Source organism: Winogradskyella pelagia (genome assembly GCF_017581965.1).
In the GTDB taxonomy this organism is placed as follows: Bacteria; Bacteroidota; Bacteroidia; order Flavobacteriales; family Flavobacteriaceae; genus Winogradskyella; species Winogradskyella pelagia.
The window spans coordinates 505,983-527,694 of sequence record NZ_JAGEVF010000001.1 but is presented as its reverse complement, the minus strand read 5'-3'; the positions used below and the strand labels follow the sequence as shown (position 1 = coordinate 527,694).

Annotated in this window: 17 protein-coding genes; all 17 read right to left on the bottom strand. The window is 35.9% G+C overall.

What is annotated here, in order from left to right:
• Window positions 1–92 precede the first annotated feature (92 nt).
• Window positions 93–308, bottom strand: coding sequence for a hypothetical protein (locus J4050_RS02330; RefSeq protein ID WP_208152319.1), 216 nt, complete (start codon window positions 306–308; stop codon window positions 93–95).
• Window positions 309–310: 2 nt separating this feature from the next.
• Entirely contained in the window at window positions 311–856 is a 546-nt protein-coding gene (locus J4050_RS02325) for a DUF420 domain-containing protein (RefSeq protein WP_208152318.1), read from the bottom strand.
• A gap of 2 nt (window positions 857–858) precedes the next feature.
• Window positions 859–1,614 (bottom strand): SCO family protein, encoded by a 756-nt coding sequence (locus tag J4050_RS02320; protein ID WP_208152317.1) that lies wholly within the window; start codon window positions 1,612–1,614, stop codon window positions 859–861.
• Between the two features lies 1 nt (window position 1,615).
• On the bottom strand, window positions 1,616–2,326 hold the full coding sequence (locus J4050_RS02315; RefSeq protein ID WP_208152316.1) for a hypothetical protein: 711 nt from the start codon (window positions 2,324–2,326) through the stop codon (window positions 1,616–1,618).
• Window positions 2,327–2,465: 139 nt separating this feature from the next.
• Complete coding sequence (locus tag J4050_RS02310) at window positions 2,466–2,912, bottom strand: cytochrome C oxidase subunit IV family protein (protein ID WP_208152315.1); 447 nt, start codon at window positions 2,910–2,912, stop codon at window positions 2,466–2,468.
• A gap of 18 nt (window positions 2,913–2,930) precedes the next feature.
• The gene (locus J4050_RS02305; protein ID WP_208152314.1) at window positions 2,931–3,932 is read right to left on the bottom strand and encodes a cytochrome c oxidase subunit 3; all 1,002 of its coding nucleotides are present in this window, start codon (window positions 3,930–3,932) and stop codon (window positions 2,931–2,933) included.
• A gap of 39 nt (window positions 3,933–3,971) precedes the next feature.
• Window positions 3,972–4,562, bottom strand: a complete 591-nt coding sequence (locus J4050_RS02300; RefSeq protein WP_208152313.1) for a cytochrome c oxidase subunit 3 — start codon at window positions 4,560–4,562, stop codon at window positions 3,972–3,974.
• A 4-nt stretch (window positions 4,563–4,566) separates the two neighbouring features.
• Complete coding sequence (gene cyoE / locus J4050_RS02295; RefSeq protein WP_208152355.1) at window positions 4,567–5,421, bottom strand: heme o synthase; 855 nt, start codon at window positions 5,419–5,421, stop codon at window positions 4,567–4,569.
• A 251-nt stretch (window positions 5,422–5,672) separates the two neighbouring features.
• Complete coding sequence (locus tag J4050_RS02290) at window positions 5,673–7,790, bottom strand: gliding motility outer membrane protein RemB (RefSeq protein WP_208152312.1); 2,118 nt, start codon at window positions 7,788–7,790, stop codon at window positions 5,673–5,675.
• 102 nt (window positions 7,791–7,892) lie between these two features.
• Window positions 7,893–8,687, bottom strand: a complete 795-nt coding sequence (locus J4050_RS02285; protein ID WP_208152311.1) for an energy transducer TonB — start codon at window positions 8,685–8,687, stop codon at window positions 7,893–7,895.
• Window positions 8,688–8,803: 116 nt separating this feature from the next.
• Window positions 8,804–9,532, bottom strand: coding sequence for an energy transducer TonB (locus tag J4050_RS02280; protein WP_208152310.1), 729 nt, complete (start codon window positions 9,530–9,532; stop codon window positions 8,804–8,806).
• A gap of 28 nt (window positions 9,533–9,560) precedes the next feature.
• Window positions 9,561–9,908, bottom strand: a complete 348-nt coding sequence (locus J4050_RS15390; RefSeq protein ID WP_208152309.1) for a VanZ family protein — start codon at window positions 9,906–9,908, stop codon at window positions 9,561–9,563.
• A gap of 43 nt (window positions 9,909–9,951) precedes the next feature.
• Window positions 9,952–10,332 carry a glycine cleavage system protein GcvH gene (gene gcvH / locus J4050_RS02270; RefSeq protein WP_208152308.1) on the bottom strand — a complete coding sequence of 127 codons (381 nt, stop codon included), beginning with the start codon at window positions 10,330–10,332 and terminating at the stop codon, window positions 9,952–9,954.
• A 60-nt stretch (window positions 10,333–10,392) separates the two neighbouring features.
• Window positions 10,393–17,697, bottom strand: coding sequence for a T9SS outer membrane translocon Sov/SprA (sov, locus tag J4050_RS02265; RefSeq protein ID WP_498370597.1), 7,305 nt, complete (start codon window positions 17,695–17,697; stop codon window positions 10,393–10,395).
• A 5-nt stretch (window positions 17,698–17,702) separates the two neighbouring features.
• The gene (gene ruvA, locus J4050_RS02260; protein WP_208152306.1) at window positions 17,703–18,284 is read right to left on the bottom strand and encodes a Holliday junction branch migration protein RuvA; all 582 of its coding nucleotides are present in this window, start codon (window positions 18,282–18,284) and stop codon (window positions 17,703–17,705) included.
• A 164-nt stretch (window positions 18,285–18,448) separates the two neighbouring features.
• Window positions 18,449–20,734, bottom strand: a complete 2,286-nt coding sequence (locus tag J4050_RS02255) for an NADP-dependent malic enzyme (protein WP_208152305.1) — start codon at window positions 20,732–20,734, stop codon at window positions 18,449–18,451.
• A 46-nt stretch (window positions 20,735–20,780) separates the two neighbouring features.
• On the bottom strand, window positions 20,781–21,707 hold the full coding sequence (gene queG / locus J4050_RS02250; protein ID WP_243878523.1) for a tRNA epoxyqueuosine(34) reductase QueG: 927 nt from the start codon (window positions 21,705–21,707) through the stop codon (window positions 20,781–20,783).
• Between the last annotated feature and the right edge of the window lie 5 nt (window positions 21,708–21,712).

The window sequence follows — 21,712 nt, the reverse complement described above, 5'->3', positions numbered from 1 at the left end:
ATCTCTGCCAATAAAGTGTTAAGAAATATCTTAGAACAATTCTTAATTATATCCCATAAACAGCGAAATACAGGAGTTTATTTACTGCTTGACTATTGTGTTTTTTTATAAGTGCGGTAAATAAAATAGCCAATAGTACCAACAATAATGTATGGAATAGCCATTAAAAACATTATGCCGTCGTTGATTCCTTGTGCAGTGGATTGCCCTTCTTCACTCTCAAGTACAGCTCTGCACATGGCGCACTGAGCGTTGGAATGGACAAATGCTAATAGCGTTATTACTGTTAATAGTAGTTTTCGTCTCATTATTATACGTAGTATGGAGAAATCATAAGATAAACAATTACACCTGTTACAGCAACATATAACCACATTGGAAAAGTTATCTTGGCAATTTTCTTATGTCTTTCAAAATTATTGGTTATAGCTCTTACGTAGGTAATCAATACAAATGGAATAATTACAATAGATAGCGAAATATGAGTTATCAAAATAAAATAATAGATATATCTAATAAATCCTTCTCCTCCAAATTTTGTAGAATCACTTGTCATGTGATAAGCAACATACATTACCAAGAAAGCTACAGACAAGGCAATTGCAAATTTCATTAATCTCTCATGTAATTGTCTTTTACTATTCTTTATGGCAACAACAGCCATCACTAATACAACGGCAGTAATTCCGTTTACTGTGGCATAAATTGGAGGTAAAAATCTCAAAGGCTCAACATCATAGCCTAGCTTTCTAAGATTTACTCCAAACAAGGCTGCAACAACGAGTGGAACTGCTATGGATAGTACCACAATCCATTTATTATATTTTTTCTCCAATTGATTTTGTTCAGTACTCATTTTTATTCTTTCAAGAGTTTAGCAATATCTTCCTTTAACATGGTAATTTCTTGTGGAATCCCTTCATCATCTACACCCTCTTCTTCAGAAATAATTCCATTGTAGTAAATCAAGGGATTTCCGGTTGACAACATTCTAGACCTTATATAGCCTTCTTTATCAATTAAGGCAAAATTTCCTGAGTGTTCAAATCCACCTTCAACTGCTTCATCCTTTGCCGTGTAAAGGTAAAAGCCTTCGTTAGCCAATTTATAAATGGTTTCCTCGTCGCCTGTCATTAGGTGCCAATTAGGATTGGTAATACCATAATTATCTGCATAGGCCTTAAGCACCTCTGGAGTATCAATATCTGGTGTTATTGTAAATGATGCAACTCCAAACTCATCCTTAAATTCTTCAAAGTGATTTTGAATCTGAACTAGGTTCTTATTCATTCTTGGGCAAATCGTTGGGCATGTCGTAAAGAAAAATTCTACTAAATAAACTTTACCCTCATAATCTTTATTTGAAATGGTATCACCATCTTGGTCTACAAAACTAAATTCTGGCACCTTTCTTTTTCCACCATCGGCAGAAGGAATATAGGTCAAATCTGACTTTTTACCTTCGCTATTGGACACCTGAGAGCTTCTACTTTCGTCTGCCCTGTTGATATCACCTTGACTTATTCTATCTATTATTCTTGGAATAAAAATAATCCCAAAAACCAGGATAATAAAGGCTACACCAACGTAAGAATAGTTTGTTTTTTTACTCATTTTATTGCTTTAAATCGTTAGCTCTTCTTGTATTGGAATCATCAAATCTCCCTTTGCGCTTTTGCCTGTATTCCGTGAATAGAATACGCATATCCTCACTCATTTTATTCTTAATATCTGCCACTTGTATGGTATTGTAGCTATATACACTATACTCTGGTTTATTAGCTTCTATCTCCTTTTTTTCCCGGCCATCGATACGGCCTCTTTGGTTTAAATCCTTATCTACTATAAAAACATTATCAGTAGATAAGTCGTCCCTTAAATCAGATACTGATTTAAGGGAGTTATACAAGGCATTTATTTGATTTTCATTTGCAAAAACATAGTGCCAAAATCTCATATCTTCGTAGGTGCTTATTTCTTTATTAAGCTCCGTTATATCTTCTTCCGTCCCAACAGGAGCAACAATTACAATTTGAAATTTTTTAAACCCTTTAAATTTATCATAGACTAATTCTTTTAGATTTGATGCTGCAGTAGCATTTTTAATTGGTGTTTTACCTAAAAATCCAATTACCGTTATGTGATTAGTTAACTGAATAGTGTCTCCTTCTACTGAATAAAACTGATTTATTTCTGAAACCCTCTCATTTACAATATCTAATGGTATATAGTTGTGCTTTGCAGGGTACAGCATTAAAAGGAAGGCAACCGGAAGAAAAAATAATATTCCCAGTACAATATTTCGTTTTGTAGTACTTACTGTCATTACTTTAGAAGTATCTTAAAATTAAAGAAAAAACAAATTTTTTCTCAATACTCTTTGTTAGAGACCTTAAAATGCAAAAATAAAAAAGGTGGCTCATAAAAACCACCTTTTTAATATCCTTTAACGATTATAATCGTTTTTAAAAATCTCGCTTAATTAAGGAGTCATCTGCATTGTAAACATCAAATACATACCCTCCTTCTTGCAGCAGAATGAATATTAAATAACAGATTAGGAAAACTCCTGTCCAAACCACCATTTTTCTAAGACTACCTTTTTCATCTCTCATGTGCATAAAGTCCCAAGTAATATAATAAGCTTTTACAATAGTTAATACTATAAAAATTAAGTTTAGAGACTTCATGTAAATAACAGGCGAAAACAAAATGTTACCTAGGGTAGCAAAAAACCCACCCTCAAATGGTGTCATAAGAGGTGCCATTAGACTGTCTGGCTTATAAATACCTAATATAACCTCTATTGCTGTTACAAAAGTTAAGAAAACCAATACGCCCCAAATCTTATGTTGATTTGATTTAAACTTCCAAAGACCTCTAAATATTTCTAATTTATGTTCGTGTGCCATAAAGCTTTTTTTCTTTTTTTATACTAAATAGAAGAATGTAAAAACAAATACCCAAACTAAATCTACAAAGTGCCAGTACAATCCAACTTTCTCCACCATCTCGTAGCTACCTCGTCTTTCATACGTGCCTAAAATGACATTAAAGAAAATGATTATATTTATTACTACTCCAGAGAATACGTGGAATCCATGGAACCCTGTTATGAAGAAAAAGAAATCTGCAAATAGAGATGTTCCATATTCATTAACAATTAGGTTTGCACCTTTTACAACTAGCTGACCATTATCTTTTACTTGTTTAAGAGATTCTTCTCTAGACAATATTGTTTTTTCACCTTCCTCATTTATGATTTGGGTTCTAACAAGAATATTTTCGTTAGCAGCAAGGCCATTATATATTTCACTAACGGAGTAATCTGGTAGTGGCCCTTCATCCACAAACCAAAGTCCATTTTTTCTTTCGTGCTCTGTGCGCTGACCTTCAACGGTCATGGCAAAATCATCAACTGATATTCTTTTAAACTTTTCTTCACCATCTACGGTCACATATTCACCAAATTGTAAAATATTGCCTCCCTTTGTTTGAACCGCACCATAGTCACCATTAATAAATGTTGCCCATTCCCAGGCCTGTGAACCAACGAAAATTGCACCACCGATAATGGTTAAAAACATATACAAGGTCACTTTCGCCTTATTCATATGGTGACCTGCATCAACAGCTAGAACCATGGTTACAGATGACATAATAAGTATGAATGTCATGAAGGCAACATAAATCATTGGTAACTCCTGCCCGTGAAGAAAAGGAACGTGCGTAAACACTTCGTCAGCAATTGGCCAGGACTCAATAAATTTGAATCTTGAAAAACCATAGGCCGCTAAAAAGCCAGAAAAAGTCAACGCATCAGAAACAATAAAGAACCACATCATCAACTTTCCATAACTTGCGCCAAGAGGTCTATTACCTCCGCCCCAAGTTTTTCCTTCAGTTCCAGTACTAGCTACAGTAGAATCCATAAAGTAGTATTAACAAATTTTAAGATTGGACAAAAATAATCAAATTATGTATCTAAAAAAATATAAAAATAAAAAGAGGATGAGCCACAGTAAATCAATAAAATGCCAGAAAATAGCAGCCAATTCGAGACCAAGCATTTTTGATGGAGTATATTTCTTTCTAAAATGATTAAAAATTACAACCAAAATACATACAAGCCCTGCAACGACGTGAGCTATATGAGCTATAGCAATCAGGTAAATAAATGACATTGTAACGTTGCTTGTAGGGCCCGTGAAATTATATCCTGCTTCAACAATTTGTCTAAATCCAAGAAACTGATAATAAACAAAAGTAATTCCGAGAATTAAAGTTAACAGAAGACCAAAAGATGTTATCTGGTTGTTATTTTGGCCTAGAGCGCGCTTTGCAACTATGAATGTTAAACTACTAGCTAAAATTATAATTGTACTTACAATAAATGCATCTGGTAATTGAAAATCGGTTAACCAATCTTCTCGCTGACTGCTTACAATAAAAGCACTAAGTAATCCCGCAAAAGACATTACTAAAGAACCAATAGCAAACCAAAGCATCATTTTCTTTGAACGTGCTCTCTTCTCTTCTGATGTTCCTTGTGTTAAATCCATCTTTCTAACTCAAAAATTTATCCACTACGTAAATAATCTGCAGCATTGTTATATAAAATACACTTGAAAGCATTAACTGTTTAGCTGCCTTAGTTGTGCGTTCTTTAAACAGCCTAAAGGCATAAAACAACATTACCATTCCCAATAAAAAGACCAGCACAGCTCCGACTAATGACAACTTTAAATCTCCAGTAAAACCGAAAACCGGTATTATTGAAGCTATAATCGTCCATATACTATATAGAATAATTTGTACAGCGGTTCCTTTATCTGGTTTCCCTGTTGGTAACATAAAAAACCCGCCTTTCTTATAATCGTCATATAAAAACCAACCTATAGACCAAAAATGAGGAAACTGCCAAAAGAACTGGATTGCAAATAACGTTCCTGGCTCTATACCAAAGTCATTTCTCGCCGCGACCCAACCCAGCATAAAGGGAATAGCACCAGGAAGCGCACCCACAAATACTGATAATGCTGTCTTTGTTTTTAAAGGTGTATAAACACAAGTGTATATAAATATAGAAATTGCTCCCCACATTGCGGTCTTTGGATTAATAACATAAAGCGTAATTAAACCCAAAATAGTAAATGAGGTGGCAATAATAAAGGCTGTATTAACGCTCATTCGACCTGCAGGAATGGGTCTATTTTTGGTTCTGTCCATCAAAGCATCTAAATCTCGTTCAATAATTTGATTATAGGCATTAGATGCACCAACCATAAAATAACCTCCAAAGGATAATAAGACTAATGTTCCAAAATTAATTACTTCTGCTCCTAAAAGATAACCCGCAATTGAGGAAAAAACCACACTAATGGACAAGCCCATTTTGGTAATTTCCTTAAAATCAGTCATCACTGAAGTCGTTGTAATTGAAGAATTTGTATTGCTCAAATTTCCTTTATTAGTTCTTTTTAAATCGCGTGCAAAGATAACTTTAAAAATATTTTCCACCAACGTTAAAGACTAGTTTTAGTTTTAGTTAACAGGGATTTATCTTTACTTCGGGAGAGGTTTAAAATAAGAAGCGCTTTTTTAACGAATGTGGAGAAAATTAATTCTTAGTGAATAACTAAAGTTTCAAATAACTATGATGCTATCGACCATTAAAAATCATTGTACCAATTGAAGAGGTCGGTTCTAATACCTACACTAAACCATAACGTATTAGAATCCATCGTAGTGGCTGTTATAGCTTGGGGATTAAAGTCCCTGAAAATTATATTTGTAAAAACCTTAAGATTAGTTTCAGGATTCAGGAGATACCCTGCTTGTAGTTCGGTCATAAAACTATTTGTTTTATTTCCCTGTCCAATAGTAATTGCTGTATCTCCAACCCTATCGTTCTCAGAAGTATAAATATCACCTCCATAAGCAAAACCATCAGTAGCGGTATTGAAATCAAAACCTCTTTGCCCAATAATAAACTTTGCATCGGCAAACCATCTTTTGTAGTAATATCTTCCAATTAACACGAGTTCTCTGAAATTTGCACCCCAAAGATGCGCCATTGGTTGATTAAAATGCGCATAATTTAAAACTATAGTATTATGCGAATAGGTGTAAGGTCTTACTTGGTTATACTCTGCTTGAAGTAGTAAATTATCAACCTTAAAAGCATTAAAATATTTGGCGCCTAACTGAAAACCAAACTTATTCTTCCAACTCTTATTGCCTCCTGTAACATCACTTAAGGAGAACTCATCTAAAATAAACTGGCCATAAAGATTCACCTTATTATTCCATTTGTATTTAGAACTTAATCCTAGAATGGCGTTACCAGCACCTTGACCTGTCTGAAATTCAATAGCCCTAAAAAATATAATTGGATTAAGATAGTTCACATCAAAACCCCTTCCATTGGTATCCTCCCACATAACAGACTCAAACAAACCAATATTTAGGCGTTTAGAGACATTCCAACTAAGGTAATGATTAGCCATATACTTTGGCAAAAAGCCGTCATCCACAACAACTTCTGGCCTTACATCCCTGAGCCACATCCATGTACTGGTGTATTTAATCTTCCAAAATTTTGCACTCAGTTTTAAAAATGGATATGGACTACCCACATCACTCTGAAACAATGAACGGTAACCATCTCCAATAAAATTTTTACCATGCCCAAATTGGATGTTCAAAAACTCCGTTGGGGTGTAGGAAAGATAAGCCTCAGCAACGGGATAATCATATGCATCTGTTTTAAAACGCTTCGCAATACCTCTTCCAGGTATAATGGCTGGATCAGGACCAAAAGCTCTTAAGCTTTCCGCATATTGATTAAAATATTCCGCAAAGCGACCTTGACTTTCATAAATTGATGTTGATAAGGTTAAGTTTTTGCCAAGACCTGCTTGAATGAATAAACCGCGTGTATTATTCCATGTCGTATTAAAATCGGCCTCTGTGTCTTGCCCTACTTGTAAGTCTAAAATAGGATCTATGGTAAACCAATATCCTTTTCCCTTAACAGCTACAAGATGCTCGTTATATAATTTTCTTCCAAACCAAGAATCTACATCCTTTGCTAAACTCTGTTTTTCTGCCTTTATATCATAATACTTCTTTACCTCACCGTAAGTAAATGGCTTAGCTGCTGTATGACTATTGGTTCCTACAGCGTTCATCTCATCATCAAACCTTGCATAAAACGAATGGGTAAATGGAATATTTAACTCACTGCTATATTCTTCACCATTATACTTTTTTATGCTTTTATTAATTTCCTCATATTCTGAAGACAGCTCCATATTTAAACTATCCTTGGCAGTTAAATTTCCCGATGATTCGTTTTTTTGTGTTTCAGCTAACGATTCAGTAGGCTTTGTTAAAGGAATTGCAACACTTAAACTGTATTGTACAAAAGTTGGTTTCCCATTATATGAGGCCGGTGTTATTTTTGGAAGGAGATCAAAGACTCGGTTCGTTTCTTCTTTAAGTTCATCATAGACCGCATCTATGTAAATCACCTTAAATTCACCTTCTTTATCAATTTCAAAAAGGACATCAACGCTCCCTTTATAAGACTCTTGATTAACAATTTGAGGTGTTTTAAAATTGGTATAGACAAAATTATTTAATGTAAAATTGAAACAAGGCTTTAAATTTTCAAAAGCTTCATTATTACATTCTTCGAATATAGGAGGTTTTTCATAAGTTGATAAGGTTTGTGCTTTACCAATAAACCAAGTAAAGAGCAACGCAACAACCAAGATATACCTCATACCGTTTGTTAATTTTAAGGTCGAAAGATACTTATTTTTTGCCTAGATTTTCAATTAAAAAAGCCGTTATTCTTGTAACAACGGCTTTTTGATTCTTATAACTTATTGCTTTATTAAAAACGTTATTGGTAGTGTATAAATCACCCCAACAGGTTTATCTTGTTGCAGTCCAGGCTGCATTTTCGGAATTTTGGAAATAACCCTCTGCGCTTCCTTCTCCAAAGCAGGATGAGGTCCCCTAACCTTAATATCCGAAACCTCTCCATTACTATCTATGGTAAATTGTGTGTAGATTTTTTGTTTGCCAACTATACCATATTCAGAGCCAATTTCTGTATTAAACTTTTTATTAATTAGTTTTCCTATTTTTTTGGACATGCATTTTTTTCGCTTCTCATTAGTACTGTATTTTTCACAACCAGGAAAAATGGGTACTACCTGTACAGCCCCAATAAAGATATCATCTAGTGTATTTGTAGTATCCTCAATATCGGTTATATTACTTGGATGGTATGCCTCAATCAGATTGTTTTCCTCTGGTGTTACTAGTTTTGTTTCTGCTGTTTCTACAAAATTCTCTACTGCCGTGTAAGTTTCTGTGAGTTGTGTAGCTCTTTCTAATTTGGATTTTTGTTGTTCATTCATTTTAGGTTCTAAACGAAAAACAGTGGCAACATCTATAGAGGTCTCTTTTCCATAGTCTTGTTGACTCATAACGATTTGCTGTTTTTGAAATTGCATCTCAAACAAGGCATAGGTAGCTAATAAACAAAGAATCAAACCAATCTGAAAATAGAGGGTTGAGTTTTTTTGTAAATTTGTATCATGCTTGTGTAATACCTTTTGTTCGGTTTTGCTCTGACCAGCAAAACCGAAATTCTTTTTAGAATTTTTCATAATACTTATTATTTAAAATGTTAATATTATGATAAGGTCACAATAAGCATACCAAAAAGAAAATCCCGTCCAATGTATTTTGAACGGGATTTTTGAATATTAAAAAAACTTTTTTTTTAGTCTTGAACTTGGAAAACGATTGGTAAAGAATACGGTACAACAACTGATTTTCCTCTTTGCTTTCCTGGTTTCATTTTCGGCAGCAAACTAATTACGCGCTTAGCTTCTTTTTCGAGCCCTGGGTGAGGACCTCTTGCCGCTACACCGACAATGTTTCCATTTTTATCTATTTTGAACGCCACAAAAATCCTCTTTTTACCTGGAGGCAATCCAAGTTCGCTTGCCAAGTCAACGTTAAATTTTTTGTTTACAAACTTAGCCACCTTTTCAGACATACATTTCTTTTTGGCTTCATTTCCTTTCTTCTTTTCGCAACCCGGAAATATCGGTACATTTTCAATTACTGAAAATGGTACTTCTATATCTTCCTCTACCTCTACCTCTTCAATTTCTTCAACTTCTACTATTTCAGTATCCATTTCAGTCTCAGTAGATTCAATAACTGTCTCTTCAACTTCTTCTTCATCTTCTACCACTTCAATGATTTCTGGTGCCTTTGGTGGCGGTGGCGGTGGCGGTGGCGGCGTTATAATTTGTTCTGTAATTGGAACCTCTTCTTCTAGATCATCGTCTAGATTTAACGAATCGATAGCGATATCGCTCTTATCATAGGTCTTATAATTAATAGACAAATAGGTAACGGCTAGCATTAGTGCCAATCCTACTGCAAAGTAAATCGAACTATTTCGACTTACATCTGATTTTGGATTCTTTTTAGGTTCCATAGTTGTTATTATTTGTAGAAGCGCTAATTTAATTAATAATAAATAAAATAAACAAGGCTTTGAATATATTTAACTTATAGATATTACAATATTTAGCAACAATTGTGCCAAGGACAATTCCAAGGCAATTAGAAAATAGGTCTAGTATGTCGAAGGTTCTGTTGGAATTAATCTGATGTTGAATTAACTCTAAAAACATCCCAAACACGAGTAGAACTGCTAAAACATAAAGAAATCCTGCTTTTGATATTATAGGTCTGAAATATGTCAGCCACAAAAATCCTAACCCTACATACGCTAGGACATGGTATATTTTATCATCAAATGAAGACCCAAGACTCGGAACATCATTTAAATCAACCAAAGTAACTATCACTAGCGCAATAGTATATACTACTGCTGCCAGGAAAAGTACTTTTTTAACCACTAATTAGTGCTTTATAATCCTCTGCAGACATTAAGTTTTCAACTTCTGAAGTATCAGAAATTTTTAATTTAACCATCCAGCCTTCACCGTATGGATCTGTATTGACTTTTTCTGGTTCATCTTCTAAAGCCTCGTTAAATTCTATGATTTCTCCAGATAGAGGCAAAAATAAGTCCGATACGGTTTTTACGGCCTCCACGGTACCAAATACTTCCTCGGCATCCAAAGTTTCATCTAAAGTATCGACTTCTACATAAACGATATCGCCTAGCTCACCCTGAGCAAAGTCTGTAATCCCTACTGTTGCAACATCACCTTCTAATTTAACCCATTCATGGTCTTTGGTGTACTTTAATTCTGATGGTATATTCATCTTTTAGGTTGTAAAATATTAGTGAAACAAAAATAATTTTTTAATTGCTTCAATTCAAGATTAATTACCAAAATTATAACGAAGTGTTATCCCTGTCCTTAGTGAGGTTTGAGGAAATGAGGTAGAAATCGCAAATTCTGAGAAAGTATAATCAAAATAGAAAATCGCAGTTAAATTTTTACTAAAGGCATAATCTGCCGTAAATTTAGCATTCCAAATGGTTTGGCCAGCGGTCACTTGATTATTCTCTAAATCTAAATACCGAATTATAGTCTTATTATCCCGCACCGAAATGTCTGCCCGCATATTTAAATCACTCTTTATAATTTGCTTTGCACCTGCAAGCTTTGATCTAATTCTTAAATCTTTAATACGATATCCCAAACCAAGAGTATATTCTTCTCCTTGAATTTCTGTTAACAGATTATTATCAAAGCTTAGAGATAATAAGCGATCTGTCTTCACCTCTGCCAAGACTTTTAAAGAGTTTTTTAGCTCGAATTCTAAACGTATTAAAGGACTAAACTGCTCTTCTAAATTAATATTACTAAATAAGGTGCCATTCTTAATATTACCTGCTTGATCTAAGACATCATCTGGCTGATCTTCATAGGGCTGACCTGGGTTTAACAAGGATTCATCTAAGTCTAGGTTATTCCTAAATTGATTTATGGTATAACGTGACCTGTAACCATGCTGAATAGAAAAACGTCTAAAGGTTTTCTTAAACCACGGGATTCGCATTAAACCTGTATACTTTATTTGCCAGTTAGGTATTGGTACATCTCTAAATGCACCAGTACTTATGTTTTCTGCGTCACTACCTTGGTAGGCTGCGAGGAAGGCTGGTAATAATACTCGTTGACTATTTTTTCCAAAACCTAAAGGATAACCTTCTGCATCAGTTGCATAGTTATCCGTGCCATAAAACTCACGAGCTAATCGATTTGCAACAATTAACCTATTAGCCCTAAAATCATCAAATGCGACAGATTGGGTCTCATCACTCTGGCTAAAAGCAGTTCGTATTAATGCTGTAGAGATATTGAAATTACCAAAAGAATTAGTAATCAATTCTTCATACTCGTCACTTAGCCCATCATTATTGTTGTCCAACCCTCTAAAGTTTTGGCTCAGATTTTCAGCGTAGGTTCTATTACCAATAAGATTAATCTTTAAATCTCTCATTGGCTCAACATCTGCCGAATAATCCAAAGTTTTGTTCGTGACCTCTGTATATTGTTGATTGAATTCTGGGAAAACGGTCAACCAACCATTTTGAGCAACAATTCGTCTTACATCTTGCTGGCTACCAAAAGTATATCCCAAGGTTGGCCTCAAGGTGCCAATAAAACCTGGAGTTGGGAGATAGCCTGGTAGAAAGGTTCCGTTATTTTCAGTATATCCGAACTGAATTCTTTTTACCATGGTTACAATATCTACAAGTGTATTGTATGCTTTTGTGCCAACGTTAGGTTTATTTGGGTCTTTTTGTTCGTTTTCTTTATCCTTTGTATCAGGAGTACCTCCTCCTCTAGTTGGAGCTGGCGCTCTGGCTCTTCTACTTCTCGGCCTTCCCTTTCTTACAAACCCTAAATATCTGTATAACGTCTCCATGTTAAGGGTTGTATTTATATTATGGGTGTTAGAATTTTGTATTGAATGACCAAGATTGAAGGTTCCCAAATCAGTTACTAGATTTTCATTTAAATCAGAACCTTTCTGCCATTGGAATGCTCCATTATATGCGTAGGTCGTCCTTAAAAAGGCTAAAGTTGGTATTTTGTAAAGTGGCAATTCGTAATTGACCTGCAACTGTTGAGTTTGGAAGTTAGGGTCCCCAAAATCAAAGAAACCATCCCAAACATCTAAATTTGGGTCCTGCCTTCCGTTTATGCGGTCATCTATAAAATAATTCCTTACAATATTTGTATTGGCCGCCGTAAAGTTAAGACTCAGTCCGTCAGTTAGGTTGTAATTAATTACATACTGAAAATCAAATGTATAGTTTCTTCTAAAAAGCTCTTCAACAGCAATGTTATTTCCTCCTAAATCTACCTCTCGGAATCTTTGTTTACTAAATTGTCGATTTACATCTGTATTTACCGAAAAACTCGATGGCAGTAAATTGAAATTAAAGTCTTTTAATATTTTCCAATAGTCACCAGTAAAAAGTGAATCATTTTTCTTGAATGGTTCTATTTTAGCAGGTTCAAATGCATAATTGTAATTAACACCTGCTCTAATATTTTGATCTAAGGCACTTTCAATTTCAAAATCTCGATGTTCAACTTGGTTATATGAATAATTGAACGTAAGATTTTCTACATCATAGGGTCGTCTCTTAGAATCTCCGGTTTTCTGCTTTCTTACCCCAATAAAATTAATACTCTTTCGTTTGGTATAACTCTCAGATTGCTGTCTTATCTCTTCTTCCTCATCATCATTTGCTGCAGCCTCTATGCGTGATTCTAGAGTTAAATCATTATAAAATTGGTCGAACTGAGGTGTAACCAACTCTTCACTTTGAGCATAATTAAAAGGAATTTGAATTCCCCACTCTTTCGGAAACAATTGTCCCAATTGAATGTTGGTCACAAAATCGTATTGTTGTATATCTTCCCTGCTACGCTCATTAGGCGTTTGTTCTATACCTCCAAAACCAATTGTACTTCTGCGACCTGTGGCACTTATATCGGCAAAATCGGCAATATTGGAGTCCATACTTAATACAGCAGCCCAACCGCCTTCATTTTCTAAATCAGACATACGTAGCTCATTGAACCAAACCTCTCCACAAGCTGTTGGGTTATTTATTGAGCTACCGCTATTTTTAATACCAACCATTAAAACCCTTACGTTACCAAAATTTGGATTTCCTTGAATGGCTATACGCTGTTGTTTTCCGCTGCTTAAGATATCATCAAAAGGTACATTGCCATTTAATAGTGGTGTTTCGTTAAGATTATCATCAACAACATTGTAGTATGTTGGAGTTTCGTTGCCTAACGTTCCCGCTGAAATTCCTAGTGCTTTTATTTTTTGTAAAAATTCTAACGGTATATCTATCTCATTTAAAGCCGGCCATACTCGTTCCTCTATACTTCCTTCGGCAAAATCGGTTGGTAATAAAGGAACCTGAATTTCATAAAAATTCTGGGTAAAATCATTACCCATCCTTATAAAACCGACTAATTCCCCAGGATCTAGAGGTTCTCCATTAAGCCCTTCAGCATGCATAAACATGCGCAACCTCTTATATTGGCGCATATCTAAATTAATATTTTTAAAAACCCCTCGTGCATCGGTTGGTTCTAACTCGCATGCCTGAAGCACAAGCGACTGCTCGTTTTGTCGAATAATATTATTATTATTATTAAGTTCTTCTCGCACTACGCCTGGAGGACTAACATAATTACCATCATTTTCTTGTATACCAATAATGGCAACATTAAATTCTGCGTTTGGACTTCCATTGGACGGGTCATTGTCTAAATCTAGAGTGTACCTCCTCCAGTCGCTGCGCACCAAATCAAAAGAACCAAATCTTAAAACAGTATTTTGTACAAAGTCTCTTAAAAACATTCTCGCAAAACGGACAGATCTAATATCCGTTATTCCACCGATTCGACGAGTTTCTTGATTAATTGGTATTCTAAATTGATACCAAGTTACATCTCTTTGGTCTCCATTAGGCAGTGTAACGGTCGCTTCCTTTATATCATTAATTTGAGGATTGTTAATATTTAAATCTGTTTGATTTATATCTATTTCATATTCGAAATAGCTATCAATCGTGTTCATTGTATTGTCACGATTAATATCTTCTACATCTGGTTGGGTAGTTGAGCCCCTATTGGTATCTGTAAATACATCTGGTGTATTTCCATCTAAACCATTATAAGCTTTATAGCGTTCAAAAACATTACCGTCGGTATTGAGGTAATATGTGTAGTTATCCTTCGCAGGGTCGTCTCCAAATTGACTACCGAAAGCTGCAATCTCCTCAGTATCATCATAACCATCTAAACCAACATCTTGATTGTCACGCTCTACTCCTTCCGTTGCAAAAGTGTATATTAAAGATTGGTTCTGCGGAACAACACTACCATAATCTGTTGGGTTCAAACCTGTTATGTCGCCGTCTTCTGGTAGTCCATTTTCATACTGTTTTTTACCGTCTCTTAGTACATCTTCAGAAATGTTTCCAAGATTTACCAATAACTTACCGCCTGGGTTTGCCGGATTATCTAAAAATGGATCTTGCAGCCAGAATTCTATATACTCTACATTTGCTTGCTCAAAATCGGTTGAAGTAATTTGCCGTGATATCCCTGCCCAACTTTCATTTGGATTGAGCACATCATTTGTAGCAAATGGGTCAAAATTATAGGGTCCACGCTCAGAGGGGTAATAGACTAAATCTAAAGTATTAATAACTGAGGTTTGCCCTTGAACGATATCAATTTGAGGGAATATTTCATCTATGAATACTCTACGTGTATATAAATTGGAAACATCATCATCCGTTATTCCATCTGGTCTCTGGTTACTGTAAAATATAGGGTCAATGGTATACCAATTTAAAAAAGCCCTTCCCCAACCACTTTCTGGACCGTTAATACTATTTCCTCTTATGCCTGGTAATTCTGCCGGCCTACTTGATAAGAACCAAGACAATGGACTTAGTAAATCAATTGCACCTTGGGTACCTTCAAAATCATCAATATAAGCAGTAGCTTCACCATTGAAATCTGTTCCTTTCGGAGCTCCTGGCAACAAATATGCAAATTCACCCCTAACAGACAGATTCGATGGAACGTCAGTATCAACATTAGGTAATTTATTGGCTAGTCTAGTTAAAAAGGGTACTTCTGTAGAATAATTACCATTAAAACCAAAGATGGTATTATTAATGGGCTCTGTGTCAAAATTTGCCTTTTGCGTTATGGGGCGTTCATTTAGGTTTAATAAAGTTGCCCCAAGTACAAAATTCTCGTTGAACTGATGCTCTACATTTATACCTGAGAATCGTCTTGTTTGCTGACCAAATACGGCATTGTTTTCAACCGAAACATTGATTGGTGTATTTGAGGCCTTTAAGGCTTCATCTAAAATTTCTACGCGACCTAGCTGGTAATTAACTGTATAATCAATCCCTTCTACTAAAAGCCTACCACCTGCAGTAACTCTAACCGAGCCTCTTGGTACATTAAATGCTCCTATTGGAATACCTCCATCGCCACCACTACTTTTAAAGCGTCCTTTGATTTGAAACTTGTCTTTTTGAGCTTCTTCTAAAGCTTGAGTTTTTGTTGACTTATAGAGTAAGTCGTAAACATACTTCTCTTGGTTTGGGTTGTCAAATAATTCATCCTCATAATCGCCAGGGTCATTTGGATCGTCCAACACGTCAAATAAATATCGCCCAAACGGTTCTGTTTTGGTAAATACAATTTTACCATTTTGCACTAAAACGGTTCGTCCTGGCACATAATCAAAAAACCCATCACCTCCCTCTTGAGGGTCATTATTAAAATTTAATCTATCTAGATGGAACAACCGTATTAATGGTGTTTCTTGAATTTGAGAATCGTCATTAGGATTGTTTGGTGTGTTATTGTCGTAAATTGGGAATGACGTCCCTTCCACTGGTGTGATATAATTAAGTGCCGATGCTTCCGTGTAAAATATGTTCAGTCTAAAATCTTCTTGACTTAATTGAAAAGCCCCAGTATCGTAGATGTTTTTCATCATTAAAGTCCAGATAGGTTGATCCACCGCTGTTACAGCACTCTTTAGCATCTTTAAAACCAAACTCTGATTATTGATAACCTCATTTCCATTGTTTCCTTCATCTACCTGTGTCGCATCAACACCGTCGTTTGCAAATTCACCTACTTGATACACCTGGCCACCCACTGTAAATTGAAATGCAACCGCAAGCACTTCGTCATTTAATAAACGCTGATTTAAAGAAATATAACCTAAGTCCGTGCTTAAAAAATAATCTTGTCCTTCAATTAACTTTCTCGCACCTTCCATTTTCCCATAATCAAACCCTTCTTGTGCATCTACCGAAATTCCAGCTTCAACATTAGTAATATCTCTAATGTTGTCGTTAAGAATAGATGTTGAACCAATTGCCGTTGGATCTAAATCATTATTACCATTATCTGGAAAAGCTCCTGGCGCTACATTAAAAAAATTGGCAGGGAAACCAGGAATTGGGTTTCCTAAATCATCAAAAGGTAAGCTTACTTTATCTGGGGTAGGATCAGATTCTCCTAAATCTTGAAAGGCAACAACATTTCTTACGTTCTCGGTTTGGTTATTCCTATTGGTCACCCAGGCTTCTACTCTTGTAATTTGAAGACCTTGATTATCTATAAACGGATATTGTAACAACGCTTTATCATAATTATCCTCAAAATACTGTGCTAAGAAGAAGTGTCTATTTTCGTCATAGTCTCTTGCAAAGAATTCAAACTCCTCTAGCGTTCCTCCTCCTGCTGCAACTACAGATCGTGATTGCGATTGTTGCTCTGAGAACACCGCTGTTACTCTAGTTTTACCAAATTGCAATTCAGTTTTAACACCAAATAGGCTTTGAGCACCTGTTATCAATGAGCTATTGAGAGGCATATTTACATTACCAACTTCAATTTTTCTAACTATATCATCTTCAGTAGGAGTATATTCTAATTTCACTAAATTCTGAAAATCAAAAGTAGATTCGGTATCGTAATTAGCAGTTACCTGAAGTCTCGTCCCCACTTTTCCTAGAAGGCTTAAACTTATGCGTTGATCGAAATCGAAGGTGAAATTTGTTCTATTTCTAGGGGAAAAAGATGGATTGTCCTGCCTCGAAAACAAAACACCCAAATCTACTTCAACCGAACCTTGAGGTACTACATTAATGGTGTTCCCACCAAAAATCGTTTCAAATAATCCTGATCTCACATAGAATTCTGGCAATAAATTCTTCTGGTCCTCTTCAGTTCCCTCTTTTTTTCCCTCTTGAGCATCTGCCACGCGCTTGTAGTACTCTTTGAGCTTTTCTTGAAGCACTAATTTTCTAAACTCTTCAGGTGTAAGGATTAGCGGATAGTTAACATTAAAATTGCCGATTTTTTCAGTGTAGATATATCTGTCCAATATAGGATCGTAAGTATATTTAGAAACAATACTGTTTGGGTTAGGCATTGCTATTTTACCAAAGGCAAAGGTTGTTTTGGTAGAGTCTTGTACTTCACCTTCTGGTTCAGTTTCTTGTGCACTTACGCCAGCACCAAATAGCAATAGTATGACTATAAGGCAATGAAAACAAGATGATTTAAGCTGATTATAGTTAGTTCTGGTCAATTGCATTACAAGTTTTTAAGAGCTTCTTTAATGATTTGCTCCACTTGGGCATCTGGTTGGTTTTTTATAATTCTCTCTATTACTTTTTCCGACTGTTTTTTGTTAAAGCCTAAAACGTCTAAAGCAGATAACGCTTCATCTTTGTTAGTATTGTTCGGTATTAATGAAAGTTCGTCTAGACCATAGACTTTTAACACTTTGTCCTTTAAATCAATAATAACACGTTGAGCGGTCTTCGCTCCAATGCCTTTCACACTTTGAATTAAAGCCACATTTTCATTGGCTATTCCTTCTTTTACTTGATCCGGAGAAAGTGATGATAACATGGTGCGTGCCGTATTGGCTCCAATACCGCTAACGGAAATTAATAATTTGAAAATTTCACGTTCTATCTTTGACGAGAACCCGTAAAGACTATGAGAATCCTCTCTAACCTGCAAAAACGTATACAGCTTCAGATGTTCCTTATCTGGAATCTGTGAAAATGTATGAAGCGAAATGTTTATAAAATAACCTACACCATTGCAATCTATAACAACATCGGTAGGGTTTTTTTCAACAAGTTTACCCTCTAAGTGTGTAATCATAAAATTCTACTCTGAACTTAGATTAACCTATTTAAACCATGGAATTATGAATGCTTTTCTCATATAAAAAGCATCTAATCAGTATTTCTTTTAGTTCATAGGTTAACGTCCCAAATGTAATAAATTTATTTACAATTCAAATTGGGATATATCAGTTAAAAATCTCATTGTTTCTGCTGTCGTTTTTCGCGCTCTTGAGCATCGATGACGGCAACGGAAGCCATGTTTACAATTTCATCAACGCTAGCGTCCAATTGCAGGATGTGAACTGGCTTGTTCATGCCAATCATTATAGGCCCAATAGATTCTGCCTTATTTAATTCTTTAAGGAGTTTATAGGTAATGTTAGCTGAATCTAAATTCGGAAAAATCAAGGTGTTAACTTTTCTGCCTGCCAACTTAGAGAACGGAAAGATATCCTGAAGCATATCTGGATTAAGTGCAAAATCTGTTTGTACCTCTCCATCGACTACCATATTAGGATAGGTGTCGTGAAGTATTTTTACGGCTTTATTAACTTTAGATGCATTTGGGTGATTAGATGACCCAAAGTTTGAATAGGAGGTCATAGCAATTATTGGGTCAACGCCAAACATCTTACATACCTTTGAGGTCATATATGCAATTCGCGCTAAGTCTTCCGCAGTGGGATCTATATTTATTGCCGTATCACTAAGAAATAATGGTCCTCGTTGGGTCATCATTACATTAGTTGTGGCAACACGTGTAACCCCTTTAGCCATCCCAATAAGTTCTAGCATTGGCTTAACCACACTTGGATAACTTCTGGAAAAACCAGATATTAGGGCATCGGCATCGCCCTCATTAACCATCATTGCTCCAAAATAATTCCGTTCGCGCATAATTTTTCGCGCAGAATATTGAGTAACACCATCGCGTTTGTGTTTCTCCCAATAGGCGTCGGCATATTTATTTTTGCGCTCCGTTTGGTTATCTGCCTTGGGGTCAATGATTTGTACTTCAGCCTCAAAGTCTATTTCCTGCATCATGGATTTTATAGCGTCTTCCCTTCCTAGTAAAATAGGTTCTGCCACTCCTTCATCATATACAATTTGTGCTGCCTTTAAAACATTTAGTTGGTCTGCTTCGGTAAATACCACTCGCTTTGGATTGGTACGTGCTCGGTTGAGCAATAGTCTTACCAACTTGTTGTCAGACCCTAATCTGTCTAAAAGATTGTTTTTATATCTATTCCAATCTTCAATAGGTTCTTTAGCCACACCGGTATCCATTGCAGCTCTAGCAACCGCAGGTGGAATTTCAGCAATGAGCCTAGGGTCAAATGGTTTCGGAATTATATAGTCCCGCCCAAAAGTGAGACGTGTTTCTCCATAAGCGATATTTACCTGTTCTGGTACTGGTTCTTTAGCTAAATTAGACAATGCCTTTACTGCCGCCATTTTCATGTCCTCATTTATTTTTGTAGCTCTAACATCTAGCGCTCCTCTAAAAATAAATGGGAAGCCCAGCACATTATTTACCTGATTAGGATGATCGCTCCTACCTGTAGCCATTATAATATCCTCACGTGTTTCAATAGCCAGTTTATAGGCTATTTCTGGGTCTGGATTCGCCATGGCAAAAACGATTGGATTTTTAGCCATGGAACTCAACATTTCAGGAGTCACAATATTTGCTTTCGACAATCCAATAAATACATCAGCATCTTTCATGGCTTCATTCAAGGTTCCAATATTACGTTTTGTTGCAAATTCAGCTTTTTGAGGTGTTAGATTTTCACGGTCCTGGGTTATAACACCTTTGCTATCCAGCATAACTATATTGTCTTGTTTTGCACCAAAAGCTTTGTAAAGCCTTGTACAAGATACAGCAGCCGCACCTGCTCCACTAACAACAATTTTAACCTCTTCAATAGTTTTATTGGCCAGTTCTAACGCATTTAATAAAGCGGCCGCAGAGATAATGGCTGTTCCGTGTTGGTCATCGTGCATCACGGGAATATCCAACTCTTCTTTAAGTCTTCGTTCTATCTCAAAAGCTTCTGGGGCTTTAATGTCCTCGAGATTAATACCTCCAAAAGTTGGTGCAATATGTTTCACGGTTTCTACAAAAGCGTCCACATCCTCAGTGTCAACTTCTATATCAAATACATCAATATCCGCGAAAATCTTAAAGAGAAGGCCTTTACCCTCCATAACTGGCTTAGAGGCTTCAGGACCAATATTTCCAAGACCTAGAACTGCTGTACCATTTGAAATTACTGCAACTAAATTTCCTTTTGCAGTGTACTTATACACGTTCTCAATAGCCTTTTCAATTTCTAAACAGGGCTCTGCAACACCTGGAGAATAGGCGAGTGATAAGTCGCGCTGAGTGGCGTATTTCTTAGATGGGACTACTTTTATCTTACCTGGAGTTGGTTTGGCATGATATACCAAAGCTTCAATACGTTTACTTTCTTTGCTCATATACCTAATGGATTATGAAACAAAGATAAGCAACGTCAGCTTTAATTTACTTTTTCAAAAATTCAATATTCCTTTTTAATCCAGAAAATTTTGTACGTTTTACGGCAGAGTTATTAAATACCTTCTTAAAGGTATCTTCTGTAATCTCATCCCAATCTTTTTTAGTCATATCCAATAATTCTGGATGCGGATAGAACAGAGGCTCCTTATGGGATTTTGAAAAGCGGTTCCAAGGGCAGACGTCCTGACAAACATCACAGCCAAACATCCAATTGTCCAATTGATCTTTAAATTCTGTTGGGATATTTTCTTTTAATTCTATGGTAAAATAGGAAATACACTTGCTACCATCTACCACATAAGGCTCAGTTATGGCTTTTGTTGGACAAGCGTCGATACACGCCGTACAAGTACCACAATGGTCAGTTACGGGCGTGTCATATTCTAATTCTAAATCAATGATAAGCTCTGCAATAAAATAAAAGGAACCTACTTGTTGGGTCAGTAAATTTGAGTGCTTGCCCATCCAACCTAAACCAGACTTTGCAGCCCAGGCTTTGTCCAAAACAGGTGCAGAATCTACAAAAGCACGGCCGTGAACATGTCCTATTTCCTCTTTAATAAAGTGCAATAGTTCTTTTAACTTATCCTTTATCACAAAGTGATAGTCTGTACCGTAGGCGTATTTAGATAGTTTATATGATTCTTCATTTTGAAATTCCGACGGGTAGTAATTCAACAGCAAAGACACCACACTTTTAGAACCTTCAACCAGTAAGGTTGGATCTAAGCGCTTATCAAAATAGTTTTCCATATAGCGCATTTCGCCATGCATACTCTTATTGAGCCAAGCTTCTAGTCTCGGAGCCTCCTCTTCCAAAAATTCGGCTTTACTTATACCACAAGATAAAAAACCGAGGCGTTTGGCTCCGGTTTTAATAAGTTCAGTGTATTTGGATTTGTTGTTGATCATATTAA